Raw genomic sequence first — 13629 nt, forward strand, 5'->3', positions numbered from 1 at the left:
CGTCGGCGGGCACGTCCTCGGCGCGCAGGACGTCGTGCTTCCAGCGCAGCGACGTGGCGACGTCCATCCCATCCGGGACGCGGAAGATCGCCGGGTCGGCGCCCTGCTGATCGCGCCGGTGCTCGATGAGTGCGCGGACCGCCGCGATCGCGGCGTCGCCGACCTCGCCCTCGGGTGCGATCACCGCCCAGCGCTGGGCCTGGAGGTCGTTCGGGTCGCGGTCGAGGGCCTCGAGGTGGAGCGAGTCCTTGCCGGGCGGGCCGCGCTCCGGCGCCGGCACGCCGAGCAGGGCCGACTCCGGCAGGCCGCTGGCGAGCACGGGGGCGCGTTCGTCCGCGTCACACAGCAGGAGGCCGAGGTCCGTGGGATCGGTGGTGGTCATCACGACGACGCGCACGGCACACACGCCGCACCCGGACCAGGACCGGGTGCGCCGCAGATCGTTAAGCCGCGGTGGTGCGCTCGTCGTCGGCTTCACCGGGAGGCCCCGACCGCGGCAGCTTCAAGCCGGCGCCGCATCGCGGGCCGCAGCGCCGCGACTTGGCGATGCGACGGCACCGGCGCCTCGTGCGTGAGCGAGGTTCCATGCAGTCAACGAAGGGCAGCGCCGTCATCAGGTCGCAGACACTGGCAGCCAGCACTCCCGTAGGCAGGCGAGGCCGTCCGCATGCCACTCGACGAGCGCGAGCCGGGCTCCTCCGCTCCGTCGCGGCTCGAGCAGCGCGGCGGTCCATCGCCGGTGCAGCGGCTCGCCCGGGGCCCCGCCGATCCGCACGGCGCGCTGCCAGGTCGCTAGCGTGGCCCGCCAGACCGCGTCCCCGCTGCCCCGCGCCGGCGGATCGACCAGCCAGGTCCACGTGCCGATGTCGACCGCGGTCAGTGCAGCCTCGCTGCGCCAGCCGACGGCGCGCGAGTGGCCGACGATCACCGCGCTGGCCTGGAAGCGTCGGCCAGGCGACGCGCGGCGGCCCACTCGGCGCCGGCGAGGCGGCGCGGGCCCTCGTCCGTCAGGGCGCCGCGGTCGAGCACGTGGCGGAGCAGCCTGACGCGGGCCTGCTCGAGGATCTCGCAGTCCTCGGGGCTCATGCTGGTGACGATCGTGGGATCGAGGGCGCTGGCCAGGACCTCTCGCTCGCGCGCCGACAGGCCCGCCCGGTCGAACACCAGCGACCGCCGCAAGAGGTCGTCGAGGTCCGATTCAGGCGCATGCCCGTCGACGAGGCGAAACACGAGCTTCGCGGCGGTCGGGTTGACCGCGAGCGCGGCGACCACGGCGTCCGTGTAGCGCGGCCGGAGCAGGTCCGCGTAGCCGACGCCGTACTGTCGGCGGAGCGGGTTGAGGAGGCGGATAGCGAGCTGGCGGGTCGCCGCGTCGTCGCGGTTCTGGACATCGTGGGTGACGATCACCCGCACGCCGCCGATCGAGAGCAGGGTCGGGCCGCGACCCGCGGCGAAGCTGATCTGCGTCGCGTTCGCGTCGCTCCGGGAGATCGCACGCACGAGGACCGCCTGCACGTCGCGGTCGGCGAGCGCGAGGTCGTGCTCGCCGCGACGGAAGACCAGCGCGCCGCCTCGCTCGAGGACGCGGCCGAGGGCTGTGAGCAGGGCGCCGTTCGTCGGGTCCTCCGTGAACATGTGCATCACCTGTTCGTGGCTGGCCCCGAGCGGCGCGTCGTGGGCGAGGAAGTCGAAGGTGTCGCCGTTGAGCACGACGCGGGTCGGCAGCGCGGCCACGTCCGCGAGCAGCGCCTCGAAGGCGCGCGCCCCCGAGAAGATGTTCGGACACGCACCGCAACCGAGGTGCATGTCACCGATGACGAGAGTGCGCATGCTGTCCTGCAAGCAAGACCCCGCAGTCCCGTCTCCGTGAAAGTCGTATCCTCGAGTGACACGTGCGCCGGCCATGGCGCCACGTGCCGCGATGAAGCCCCGGATAGTCTTCCCGGACACCACACAGCCGCCGCCCGCGTCCGGCATCGCCGCGTCGCGTCCGCCGCTGCCGGCCTTGACGATCGCCGCGCACCCGCTGCTGCGCCGGGTCGGCGAGCACTGCAGGCTCGTCGACCTCACGGAGGGTCTGTCGGTCGACCTCTCGCGGCTCGGGCCCGACTTTCGCACCTGCGACGGCCGACTCGTCGGCCCGATCGACGAGCCTCATGTCAGCCGCACGCCGCTCCGCCTGGTCCCACACGGCGGCGGCGAGGTCATGCTCGTGCCGCCGGACAGGAAGGGCGCGCCCGTGTTCGTCGATGGCGCCCCGCTGCGTGCCCCGCACGCCTGCGGGCAGGAGGCGCTGCGCCGCGGCGTCGTCATCGAGCTGTCCGGGGCGCGTCGTCGTCCTGCTCCACACCGCCGCGGCCATCGACGAGACGCTGCCGAAGTACGGCCTCGTCGGCGAGAGCGCCGCGATCCACAAGGTCCGCGTCGAGATCCTGCGGGCCGCTGCGCTGGCGAGCGCTGTGCTGATCCGCGGCGAGTCCGGCACCGGTAAGGAACTGGTCGCCCGGGCGATCCATGCCGCCTCTCCGCGGGCGGCCCGGCCGTATGTCGCGCTCAACATGGCGGCGCTCAACCCCATACCGCGGTCGCCGAGCTGTTCGGGCACGCCCGCGGGGCGTTCACGGTGCGGTCCAGGAGCGCGAGGGCTACTTCCGCGAGGCCGACGGCGGCACGCTCTTCCTCGACGAGATCGGCGAGGCGCCGATCGAGGTCCAGGTCATGCTGCTGCGGGCGCTCGAGACCGGCGAGGTCCAGCCGGTCGGCGGTCGACCGGGCCGGCGGGTCGACGTCCGGCTGCTCGCGGCCACCGACGCCAACCTCGAGAGGGCCGTCCTGCAGGGCGACTTCCGCGTGTCGCTGCTCCACCGACTCGGCGCCTACGAGCTCCGCGTGCCGCCGCTGCGCGAGCGTCGCGACGACATCCCTCGCCTGTTGGTCCACTTCCTCGAGCACGAGTTGCACCGCGCGGGCCAGGCGTCTCGCCTCGTCGAGCTCGGCGCCGACACCTCGGTGTGGCTGCCGACGCGGTTGATGGCGGCGCTGCTGCACCACGACTGGCCCGGCAACGTGCGCCAGCTCAGCAACACGGCGCGGCGCATGGTCGGGATGCTGCTCACCGGCCAGCCACTGAGCGAGCTCGCGGCGCAATTGAGTACGGATGACGGGCCCGTGGCGAGTGCGGCGTCAGCAGCTGTCTCGGAGCAATCCCAGGGTCGAGCCAGCCACCCGGCGAACGACCTCTCGGAAGACGCCTTGCTTGCGGCGATGGAGGCGCACGGCTGGCAGATCAGCGCGACCGCCCGCGCCCTCGGCGTGTCGCGCAAGGTGCTCTACGCCCGCATCGCCCAGAGCGAGCACGTCCACAAGGCGCGGGACCTGGCCCCCGAGGCGCTGGCCGCCGCGCTCGCGCGTGAGGGCGGCGACCTCGGCAGGGTCGCGGGCGCGTTGCAGGTGTCGGTGCGGGCGCTGCAGCTGCGTCTCCGCGAGCTCAAGCTGAGGCCGTGACGTCGACCTCAGGTGAAGCGGCTCAGCCGCGATCGCAGGTGACGGCGGGCTTGCTGGATCCGCTGACGCGCGTTGACCGGCGAGATCTTGAACTGCTGGCAGACGTCCGGGTACGGCACCTCGTCGATGATCCGCATGCAGAAGACCGAGTGCAGCCACGCGGGCAGGCTGGCCACGGCATCGTCGAGAGCGCCGCGGAGCTCGTGGCTGTATACCGCCCGGTCGGGGCCCGTGGCGGGCAGGCGAGCGTGGGCTCGTCCTCCTCGTCCCCACCCGGAAACGCGGTGAGCCGATCCTGCGCCTCGCGGATGTCGGCGCACAGGTTCTGCAGCAGCCGCAGCATCCACGGGCGGAAGCTCTCGATCTTGCCCGGGTGGCGGCGGTGGTAGTCGAGCGCGCGCAGCGTGCCGCGGCTGATCGCGTCCTCGGCGTCGTGGCGGTTCCCGCCGAGCCAGCGCGCGCACATCTTGAAGAACAGATCGCGGTGGACGAAGAAACCGCGCCAGAACGCAGCATCACCGTCCGTACCTGACGTCGCGAGAGGATTCACGGAAGCAGGGCAGCCATCAGACATCACAGCTGCCCCTGAGCAATCGCCGTACCAGACGGCGGATCGCAGGCGCAGGGCCTGGCGCTCCGTCAGACTACTCGGCCGCGGCGCGGCCACGAACCGCGTCGTCACGCCGCCGGACTGCTCCGGAGACTGTGCCGTGCCCGCCGGTACTGTTCCCTTCGTGACACCGGGACAGGTGACGAGTAATCTGCCACCATGACGCGATGGCCGAACTCGCGGTGGGTCACGCTGAGACCGTGGAGGTCCCGGATCTGGCGTCTTGCCCCACCCTCGTGCCCGCGGCGCCGAACATCGCCGCCGCGCCGGACGCCCCCGCGGGTGAGCTCCTCGGCGGCGGCGCGACCCGCCTCGGCCACTACGCGCTGCTGCACGAGCTCGGCCGCGGCGGGATGAGCGTGGTGTACGCGGCGTACGACGAGAAGCTCGACCGCAAGGTCGCCATCAAGGTGCTGCACGCCCGCGGCGATCCGTGGGCCCAGCGCCGACTGCTGCGCGAGGCCCAGGCGCTCGCGCAGCTGTCACACTCGAACGTGGTCCAGATCTACGAGATCGGCGACCTCGACGGGCAGGCGTTCCTCGCCATGGAATTCATCGACGGGATCACGCTGCGACGCTGGTGCAGCGAGCAGCCGCGCTCGCGCGCCGAGCTCCTCGCGGTGTTCACCGCGGCGGGTCGCGGGCTGGCCGCTGCGCACGTCAAGGGTCTGATTCACCGCGACTTCAAGCCCGACAACGTGATGATCCACCGCGACGGGCGGGTGCTCGTCACTGACTTCGGCCTGGTCCGCGGCGCCGGGCCGAACGAGTCGCTTCGCATCTCGGCGTCCTCCGGGGTCCTGCAGATGGCCTCACCCAGATCGGCGCGGTGATGGGCACCCCGGGCCACATGCCCCCGAGCAGTTCGCGGGGCGAGAGACCGACGCGCGTAGCGACCAGTTCAGCTTCTGCGTGTCGCTGTGGGAGGCGCTTCACGCCGAGCGCCCGTTCATCGGCCGGGACTCGGCCGCGGTCGAGGCCGCGATCCTCGCCGGCAGGTTCACCGTCTCGGTGCGCCGCGAGGTCCCGACCTGGCTGCGCCTCGTCCTCGTCCGCGGCCTCGCGTGCGAGCCGTGCGACCGCTGGCCGACGATGACCGCGCTGCTGGCCGCCCTCGCCCGCGATCCGGCCCCGAGGCGACGCACCGCGCTGGTGGTCGGGGGCGGCGTCCTGATCGCGCTGGCGGTCGGCGGCGGCGTCCTGCTCGAACGCGGCCGTGTGCACGACGCGGCGGTCGCCGGCTGCGAGGCCACCGGCGCGGCGATCGAGGCCGACTGGGACGACGGCGTCGCCGCCACGCTCGAGCGTCGCTTCCTCGCCACCGGCCGCAGCCACGCCGCGGCCGACTGGTCGCACACCCGCCCGTGGATGGACGGCTACGCCCGCGAGTGGTCGGCGCTCGCGCTTCGCGTGTGCATGGAGGCTCGCGTCGAAGGCAGCCGCGACGCGGCCGTCTACACGTCGATCGCCGCGTGCCTCGACGAGGGCCGGGCCGTGTTCGCCGGCCTGCTCGACGCTTGGAACTTGGTCGACGAGCGGACCCTGCCGATGGCGTCGACGGCCGCCGCCGGGCTGCCGCGGCCTTCGCTGTGCCTCGACGACGTGGTGCTCGCCCGCCAGGCGCGCGTGCCAGCGGAGCTGCGCGCCCGGGTCGCCGACGTGCAGCTGCGCCTCGGCGGGGTCGTCTCGCGGCGCCTCGCGGGCGCGCCGAGGAGGCGCGCTGGCCCAGGCGCTGGCGCTGCTGGTGGATGCGCAGGCGATCGGGTGGCTGCCGACGATCGCACAGGTTCGCCTTGAGATCGGTTTCCGGACAGGCCGAGCGCGGCGACTACGCGCTGGCCCGCGCGACGCTCGAGCAGTCGTACATCGACGCGACAACCGCCGGCGACGAGCTCGGGATGCTGGGCGCGGCCGCCAAGCTGAGCCACCTGTTCGGCCAGGCGCTCGGCCGACCCGAGGAGGGCCACGTCTGGGGCAGGATCGGCGTCGCCCTGATCACCCGCCTCGACATGCACGGGACGGTGCGCGAGGCCTCGCTGCTCAACTCGATCGGGTCCATCCACCTCAAGCAGGCCGCCTACCCGCAGGCCCTCGACCACTACCGCCGCGCGCTCGCCATCTATGAGCCCGCGCTCGGCGAGGACGACCCCCACGATCGCCGACCACGCTCAACAACATCGCCACCGTGCTGCGCAACCAGGGCGATCACGCGGCGGCGCTGGAGCCGTACCAGCGGGCGCTGCTCATCCGCGAGGCCGCGCAGGGGCCCGAGCACCCGGCGCTCGGGTACCACCTGCACGGGCTCGGACTGTCACACCTCGCGCTCGGGGACCTCGCCGCCGCGCGCGTCGAGCTCGAGCGGGCCGTCGCGCTGCGCGAGCGGACCGGCGAACCCGCCAAGCTGGCGGGCAGCCAGTTCGGGCTGGCGAAGGTGCTGTGGGCCGACGGCGAGCGCGCCCGGGCGCTCGAGCTTGCCATGGTCGCCCGCGACAGATTTCGCGGCGCCGGGCCCGGCAGCGCGAACGACCTCGCGCGGGTCGAGGCGTGGCTGCAGCAGCACGCTCCCTGACCGCGACGTCCGGCTCGGCAAGGCGGCTCCGTCCAGTCCGCAGCGCCGCCGTGGATGACGATCTCGACAACGGCCGGGCGCTCCCGAACGTGATCGCCACGGTCTGACTTAACGCAGCGGCGCTCCGGGGGTCCAGTCCACAGAGGCGCCGTGAGACACACTGCCATCGGATCGAAGCGGCGCGGAGGAGGAGCGATGCTCCTCGCGCTGCTCCTCGGGGTCGCCCGGCCAACGGCGGCCAGCCCCGCGACCGACATGGACGCCGCGAGCGTGACCCTCGCCGAGGCCGAGCGCCGGCTCGCCGACGGCGACACGGACGGAGCGATCGCCCGCTTCGAGGCCGCGCTCGCGCAGATCCCCGTGGACCCCGGCTATGCACCCGCGCGCGCCGAGGTGCTGCTCACCATCGTCGACGCCCACGAGGCGGGCTTCGCCCGCGACGGCGACCTCGAGCGCCTGCGCCGCGCCAAGGGCCTGCTCGACCGCTACCTCGGGCCGCTCGAGCTGCTCGACGAGCAGGGCCGGGCCGCCGCCGAGGAGCGGCGGGTCCTCGTGATCAACGCGATCATCACCGTCGAGGAGAAGATGCGGGCCGAGGATGCGGCCCGGGCCGCCACAGCCCGGCGCGAGCGCGCCGCCAGAGCGCGCCGCCAGAGCCGGGCGTTCACCACCTCCGGCGCGGTGCTGACGGGCTTCGGCGTCGCCGGGGTCGCGCTCATGGGCGCAGGGCTCGGGCTCGGGCGGGCCGCCGACGGCGGGATCGCGGCGCTCAAGGCGAACAAGCTGGCGGAGGGCGACGACTGGAGCCTCCCGTGCCTCGACGATGCATGCCGCGAGTCCAGGCGAGGCGAGCTGGACCCGCTGCTCGCTCGGGGTAACGCGGGCAACGCTCTGGTGATCGCCGGTGCGGTGACCGGCGGGACGATGCTGGTGACCGGCGCGGTCCTGCTGGCGCTCGGCCGCAAGAAGCAGCGAGAGGCGAGGCAAGTGGAGCTGGTGCCGACCGCGTCGCGGACCGGCTTCGGCCTGACGCTCCTGGGCCGGTTCTAGCGAGGAATTGTGAACGACATGCTGTGGATGGAACTCGAGATACGCACGCAAGGCGACGCGGTCCGCGTGTCGGCCCGCGGCTGCCGCGGCGAGCGGGCCCGCGAGCAGGAGCTCGGCGGCGGGTTCACAGCGGCGAAGCTGATGTCGTTTCGCGTCAACGTCGGCAACGCGATCGCCCGCGTCCAGTCGCTCGAGGATGAGGCGCTCGCGCAGGCGCAGGGCCTGCACGAGGCGCTGTTCGCCGGCGAGATCCGCGACCTCTACGTCCGCCTCGCCGGGGTCGCGGCCGACCAGAAGCAGCGCCTGCTCGTGCGCCTGATGATCGAGGACGCGAACCTGCAGGCGGTCCCGTGGGAGGCGATGTGCCGCCCGCAGTCGAGCCACGGCTTCCTCGCCGGCGCCGCCGACGTTCTGCTTGCCCGCGGCGTCAACTCGGTCGACCCGTGGCAGCCACGCGAGCTGCGGCGCTCGCTCGTCGTCCTGCCGGTCCTGGCGATCCCCGACCGCGCGGCCCTCGAGGGCCTCGGAGGCGGTGCTCGCGGAGCACGTCGCGTCGGGCGCAGTCACGCTGCTGGCGGCGATCGCCGGCGACGCGGCGCGCAACCCGGTGCTGTTCGAGCGCCTGCGATCGGGGCCGAGCCCGCACGTGCTGCATTTCCTCGGCCATGGCGGCTTCGACGCCCAGCGCAACCCGGTCATCCGCCTCGCCGACGACGCCGACGGCGAGAAGACCTTGCTGCCGATCGAGGTGTTCGCCGAGGAGCTGCGCGCGTGCTTCGACACCCTGCGGATCGTGTACCTGCAGGCATGTTCGGGCGCGCGGCCCGGGGTGTTCGCCAGCGCGGCCGAGCTGCTCGCGCGCTCGGGCGTCGACGCGGTCGTGGCTCACCTGTGGCCTGTCCGCGCCGAGGTCGCCCGCGCCGCGGCCCAGGACTTCTACACCCACCTGATCGGCGCGCGCGTCGGCGGCGGCGACGTCGGCGCGAGCATGCAGGCGTCGCGGCGCACGCTGCTGGCGAGCAGCGCCGACGGCTTCTCGCCGGTGTTGTATCTGCGCGGCCCGGACGCGCGGCTCTTCGACCTCGAGGAGCGCCGCCTGAAGCCGCCGAAGGTCAGCGCCCGCGGCTCGCGGGCGACGGGGGAGCTGCCCGCGGCCCTGCGCACGCTGCTGCAGGGGCCGTTCTCGCTGATCCTCGGAGAGGCCTGGGACGACGAGGCCACGGTCGAGATCCGCGCGCGGCTGCGCGAGGCCCTGCTCGAGGCGCTCAAGATCAACGAGCCGGCCGAGGCCCACACGCCGCTGTTCTCGCTGGCCCAGCGCTACGCGCTGCAGGGCGGGCGGCTGAAGCTCGACCGCCTGTTTCAGAAGATCCTGCTCGCGGTCCACAGCCGCCACGACGCCCCGGCGATCATCGACGCCCTCGCCCCGCACCTGCGGCCCGGCGTGCACACGACGCTGCTGTGGCTGCCCTTGCTCGAGCACGCGATCGCCCGCCACCACCCAGGCAAACCGCTCTACGTGATCCAGCCCGGACCGCCGGGACACGAGGACCGCCGCCTGATCATGGTGCGGACCACGGGCAGCGACGACTGGGAGGAGGTCGAGTCGCTGCCGCGCCTCAAGCTCGAGGAGGCCTTCGTGGTCCTGCGGCTGTACGGCGGCTACTCGCCGGAGTCGCAGCCGATGCTGATGAGCCCCCAGCTGACCGAGGACGACCACATCCAGGGTCTGTTCGAGCTGCGCTACATCGTGCCACCCGAGTGGGAGAACATGATCATGGGCTGGCTGCGCACGCGGCCGGTGCTGTGCGTCGGCGTGTCGGCGCTCGACTGGCGCCACCGCATGCTGCTGCGCTGGCTCTTCGACCAGCGGCCGCCGCCGGTCGGCAGTCTCGCCGTGCTGGCGGACGGCCAGAGCGAGGACGAGATCTGGGAGAAGCGCGGCGCAGGCCTGCCGGGGACCGGGCACTTCGCCGTCGTCCACGAGCCGGCCGAGGCGCTGGTCGCGGCGCTGCGAGGAGACCGGCCATGAGCGACGAGACCGGCGCGAGCATCAACCCGTTCCCGGGCCCGCAGCCGTACCGCACGAGCGACCGGGCCCGCTTCTACGGCCGCGAGGCGGTCGGCCATGAGCTCGCCAGCACGATCCTGGCCCACCGCTGCGTCGCCCTGTTCGGACCGTCGGGCGCGGGCAAGTCGTCGGTCATGCAGGCCGCGGTGATCCCCGAGCTCGACGAGAACTACGACTTTCGCCACGTGGCGATCGACGGCTGGCCCGCCGACGAGGACCCGGTCGCGTGGCTGCTGTACACCCTGCACGCGCAGCTCAAGCTGGCCGCGCCGGACCCCTCGCTCGGCCTCTACGAGTCGGTCGAGTGGACGGTGCGCCAGGCGTTTCGCCGCTCGGATCGGCCGATCCTGATCTACCTCGATCAGATCGAGCAGCTGCTGCTGCCGCACCGCGATACCGCCAGCGTCGAGGCCTTCCTCGACTGGCTCGACCGCTTCGCCGAGCGGCCGCTGCGCGGGCTGCACCTGGTGCTGGCGATGCGCGAGGACTACCTCGGCCGCTTCCGCGATCGCGCCCGCGGCCGCCATCGCCTGCTCGAGAACGGCTTTCGCCTCGGGCCGCTGACGGTCGGCGAGATCGTCGGCGCCGTCTGCCACGCCGCCGCCGACGGAGTCCCGCCGCAGGTCTGGTCCGGCGCGGCGATGCGGACGCTCATGCTGCAGGTGCGGGTGCCCGGGCAGAGCGAGAGCGACGACGCCGAGGTCCAGACCGCCTTCGCCCAGATCGTCTGCCGCGCGCTGTTCGTCGAGCGCGCCGGCCAGGACGCGGCCACCCGCGTCGACCTGCCGGTGCAGGCCGAGCCGATCCTGTTCGGTTACCTCGAGAACACGCTCGCCGCCCTCGGCCCGCTCCGCGGCCCCGCCGAGCGCCTGCTCGAGGACCACCTGATCGCCGCCGACGGCACGCGCACGCTGCTGACCGAGGAGGCCGCGCGCGCCTCGGGCCTCGTCTCGAGCGCCGAGCTCGACACGATCCTCACCAACCTCGAGCGCGCCGCGATTCTTCGCGCCGAGCAGCACCGCGGGACCCGCTACTTCGAGCTCGGCCACGACTGGCTGGCGAAGAAGGTCCATGACCGCAAGCAGGAGCGGCTCGCCCGCGTGGCCGAGCTGACCCGGGAGCGCGAGCGTGCGGCCCAGCAGCGGGCCGCCCAGGAGCAGCTGCTGGCCGCGCAGGCCGAGACCCGGCGCGCCCGGAAGGTCGTCGCGGTCGTCGCAGCCTTCGGCGTCCTGGCGGCGGGGCTCGGGGTGTTCGCGTGGACGCAGCAGCAGGTCGCGCGCAGCGAGGCCGAGCGGGCCCTGCAGGCCGAGGGCGAGGCGCGCCAGGCCGAGGACGCCGCGCGTGCCGAACGCGACCGGGCCAACGACGCGAGCCGCGAGGCGATCGCCGCCAAACAGCGCGCCGAGGAATCGCTGGCCGCCGAGCAGGCCGCCAAGGCCGCCGCCGACGCCGCCGCGCAGGAGGCCCTCGAGCAGAAGACGATCGCCGAGACGCAGCGACGCGCCGCCGTCGCCGCCGAGGAAAAGCCACCGCCGCGCTCGTCGGCCAGCGCCGGGCCACCCGCGACGCCGAGCACCAGCGCAGCAACGCCGAGAAGAACATGCGCCGCGCCGAGGACGAGGCGCGTCGGGCCCGCGACGCCAACCACCTCGCCGTCGCCCTCTCGGTCCTGGCCAGCGACCCGACCGCCGCGCTCGCGCTGCTGCTCGAGGTCGAGGACCCGGTGAACACCCGCGGCTGGACCCCGGCCACGGTCGAGGCGCTGCAGCGTCCGGCCAGCCAGGCGGTCGTCCGTGGCCACGATGGTTACGTCGTCGGGGCCGCGTTCAGCCCGGACGGCTCGCTGGTCGCCACCGCCTCGCACGACCACAGCGCCCGCCTGACGCGCATCGACGGCGCCGCGCCGCCGACGGTGCTCACCGGCCACGCCGACGAGGTCACCGGCGTGGTGTTTAGCCCGGACGGCACCCGCGTCGCCACTTCCTCGACCGACGGCACGGTGCGCGTGTGGTCGACGAGCGGCGCCGGGACGCCGCGCACGCTCGGCAGGGCCCCGGGCCGGTCGTCGCGCTCGCGTTCAGCCCCGACGGCAAGCGGATCGCCAGCGCCGCGCAGGACGGCAGCGCCCGGGTGTTCGCCGTCCGACGGCGCGACCGCCGCGGGTGCTCGCGGGTCACCAGGCGGCCGCGCGGTCGATCGCCTTCAGCCCAGACGGCGCCCGGGTCGTCACCGCCTCGGACGACGGCACCGCCCGCGTCTGGGCGCTCGCACAGGCCGATCCGCCGCCCCTGCTCCTCCGTGGCCACGACGGCACGGTCTACACCGCCGCGTTCAGCGCCGACGGCGAGCGGGTCGTCACCGCCGGCGACGACCGCACGGCCCGCGTGTACCGCGTCACCGGCCCCGCGCAGCCCGGCAGCGAGCTCGTGCTGCGCGGCCACACCGACGCGGTCTACGCCGCCGAGTTCTCGCCGACCGGCGACCGCGTGGTCACGGCCTCGCGCGACCGCACCGCCCGCGTCTGGACCCTCACCCCCGGCACCGAGGCCAAGTTCAAGGTCCTGCGCGGCCACACCGACAAGATCTACGTCGCCCGCTTGGAGCCCCGGCGGCAAGCTCGTGGCGACCGTCTCACGCGATGGCACTGCCCGGCTGTGGCCCGCGGGCGGCGCAGGGACCCCGCGGGTCCTCCGCGGCCACACCGCGCCGGTCGTCGACGTCCAGTTCTCACGCGACGGCCGGCGCATCGTCACCGCCGCCGAGGATGGCACGGCCCGCGTGTGGGACACGGAGGACGCGCACGGAGAGCTCGTCCTCCGCGGTCACACCGGCGCGGTCCGCAGCGCCCGCTTCGCCGCCGACGGCCGTCGCATCATCACCGCCTCGAGCGACCGCAGCGCGCGCGTCTGGGACCTCGGCAGGCGGCCAGGCGCGCCCCGTCGTCGCCCTCAGGACCACGGCGACGAGGTCCTACTCGCCGCGCCCACCGGCGACGGCCAGCGCATCATCACCGGCGCCCGCGACGGCAAGCCCGGACCTGGCGCCTCGAGCCCGCGCTCGAAAGACCCTCGATCTGCGCCTCACCGGCCGGCCGGAGTTCGTCGCCGTCGCCGCCGCCGCGCGCTGACCACCGCCACCGACGACCGCCGTCCTGCTCGCCCTCGACGGCGGCGCCCGCGTCCGCTGCGCGGCCACACCGGAAAGGTCCTCCACGGCGCGCTCAGCCCGGACGGCGCCCGCGTCGTCACCGTCGCGGACGATCGCACCGCTCGGACCTGGAAGGCCGACGGCAAGGCCGTGGCGGTGCTTCGCGGCCACGAGGGCTCGCTGTACTTCGCGGCCTTCAGCGCCGACGGCAGCCAGATCGTGACCGCCTCCTGGGACCGCACCGCCAGGGTCTGGAGCGCCGACGGCCGGGCGCTCGCGGTGCTCGCCGGCCACGCCAAGATCGTGCGCTCGGCCGAGTTCAGCGCCGACGGCCAGCGCGTCATCACCGGCTCCGACGACGGCACCGCCAAGATCTGGCGCAGCGACGGCACCGGCGACGTCGTGACGCTCTACGGCCACGAGGGCCCGGTCCTCCACGCCTCGTTCGCCCCGGACGGCCGCCGCGTCGTCACCGCCTCGAACGACCGCACAGTGCGCGTGTGGGCGGCCGACTTCGACAACCCCGCCCTGCTGCGCACGAACATCACGGAGACCACGACCGTGTGCCTGGTCCCGGAGCAGCGCGCCGCCCTGCTCGTGGACGCCGAGTCGCGGCACCGCGAGTGCGAGACGCAGTTCGGCCGGTGAACGACTACCTGACCGCATCGGCGCGGTCCC

General features: G+C 73.9%; 9 protein-coding genes and 8 pseudogenes. 12 read left to right on the forward strand and 5 right to left on the reverse strand.

All coding sequences use genetic code 11. The features are described 5' to 3' along the window. The 3 genes and pseudogenes from IPJ59_RS00005 to IPJ59_RS00015 all read right to left on the reverse strand — a co-directional run. Positions 1 to 406, reverse strand: a pseudogene (locus IPJ59_RS00005) (hypothetical protein); the annotation flags it as partial. Between the two features lie 207 nt (positions 407 to 613). Beyond that, positions 614 to 928, reverse strand: coding sequence for a hypothetical protein (locus IPJ59_RS00010; protein ID WP_293269181.1), 315 nt, complete (start codon positions 926 to 928; stop codon positions 614 to 616). Next, positions 925 to 1830: a metallophosphoesterase family protein gene (locus IPJ59_RS00015; RefSeq protein WP_293269182.1), complete on the reverse strand. Its 906-nt coding sequence runs from the start codon at positions 1828 to 1830 to the stop codon at positions 925 to 927. Before IPJ59_RS00015 ends, IPJ59_RS00010 begins: the two co-directional genes overlap by 4 nt. Positions 1831 to 2249: 419 nt before the next feature. On the opposite strand from IPJ59_RS00015, the pseudogene IPJ59_RS37365 reads away from it, so the two are divergent. Together IPJ59_RS37365 and IPJ59_RS00025 are read left to right on the forward strand one after the other, a co-directional pair. Next, a pseudogene (locus IPJ59_RS37365) lies at positions 2250 to 2513 on the forward strand (sigma 54-interacting transcriptional regulator); the annotation flags it as partial. Between the two features lie 31 nt (positions 2514 to 2544). Then, positions 2545 to 3504, forward strand: coding sequence for a sigma 54-interacting transcriptional regulator (locus IPJ59_RS00025; protein WP_293269184.1), 960 nt, complete (start codon positions 2545 to 2547; stop codon positions 3502 to 3504). Between the two features lie 8 nt (positions 3505 to 3512). On the opposite strand, the gene IPJ59_RS00030 is transcribed toward IPJ59_RS00025, so the two are convergent. Continuing rightward, the gene (locus IPJ59_RS00030) at positions 3513 to 3851 is read right to left on the reverse strand and encodes a sigma factor-like helix-turn-helix DNA-binding protein (RefSeq protein WP_366524529.1); all 339 of its coding nucleotides are present in this window, start codon (positions 3849 to 3851) and stop codon (positions 3513 to 3515) included. A gap of 2 nt (positions 3852 to 3853) precedes the next feature. Further along, a pseudogene (locus IPJ59_RS37370) lies at positions 3854 to 4078 on the reverse strand (hypothetical protein); the annotation flags it as partial. Between the two features lie 203 nt (positions 4079 to 4281). On the opposite strand from IPJ59_RS37370, the gene IPJ59_RS00040 reads away from it, so the two are divergent. The 10 genes and pseudogenes from IPJ59_RS00040 to IPJ59_RS00075 form a co-directional block, all read left to right on the forward strand. Then, positions 4282 to 4947, forward strand: a complete 666-nt coding sequence (locus IPJ59_RS00040; RefSeq protein WP_293269187.1) for a serine/threonine-protein kinase — start codon at positions 4282 to 4284, stop codon at positions 4945 to 4947. Between the two features lie 79 nt (positions 4948 to 5026). Next, complete coding sequence (locus tag IPJ59_RS00045; RefSeq protein WP_293269188.1) at positions 5027 to 5911, forward strand: serine/threonine-protein kinase; 885 nt, start codon at positions 5027 to 5029, stop codon at positions 5909 to 5911. A 376-nt stretch (positions 5912 to 6287) separates the two neighbouring features. Continuing rightward, positions 6288 to 6683, forward strand: a pseudogene (locus IPJ59_RS00050) (tetratricopeptide repeat protein); the annotation flags it as partial. Positions 6684 to 6878: 195 nt separating this feature from the next. Beyond that, complete coding sequence (locus IPJ59_RS00055) at positions 6879 to 7733, forward strand: hypothetical protein (RefSeq protein WP_293269189.1); 855 nt, start codon at positions 6879 to 6881, stop codon at positions 7731 to 7733. A 415-nt stretch (positions 7734 to 8148) separates the two neighbouring features. After that, a complete protein-coding gene (locus IPJ59_RS00060; RefSeq protein ID WP_293269190.1) occupies positions 8149 to 9765 on the forward strand; it encodes a CHAT domain-containing protein in 1617 nt (538 codons plus the stop codon). Beyond that, a complete protein-coding gene (locus IPJ59_RS00065) occupies positions 9762 to 11531 on the forward strand; it encodes an nSTAND1 domain-containing NTPase (protein ID WP_293269191.1) in 1770 nt (589 codons plus the stop codon). Before IPJ59_RS00060 ends, IPJ59_RS00065 begins: the two co-directional genes overlap by 4 nt. Next, a pseudogene (locus IPJ59_RS37375) lies at positions 11528 to 11770 on the forward strand (WD40 repeat domain-containing protein); the annotation flags it as partial. The gene IPJ59_RS00065 and the pseudogene IPJ59_RS37375, both read left to right, overlap by 4 nt. A gap of 41 nt (positions 11771 to 11811) precedes the next feature. Then, positions 11812 to 11928: pseudogene (locus IPJ59_RS37380) on the forward strand (WD40 repeat domain-containing protein); the annotation flags it as partial. Positions 11929 to 11966: 38 nt separating this feature from the next. Next, positions 11967 to 12317: pseudogene (locus IPJ59_RS37385) on the forward strand (WD40 repeat domain-containing protein); the annotation flags it as partial. 85 nt (positions 12318 to 12402) lie between these two features. Next, positions 12403 to 13599: pseudogene (locus tag IPJ59_RS00075) on the forward strand (WD40 repeat domain-containing protein); the annotation flags it as partial. Positions 13600 to 13629: the final 30 nt, after the last annotated feature.

The organism is Nannocystis sp. (assembly GCF_016714285.1).
Lineage (GTDB): Bacteria > Myxococcota_A > Polyangia > Nannocystales > Nannocystaceae > Nannocystis.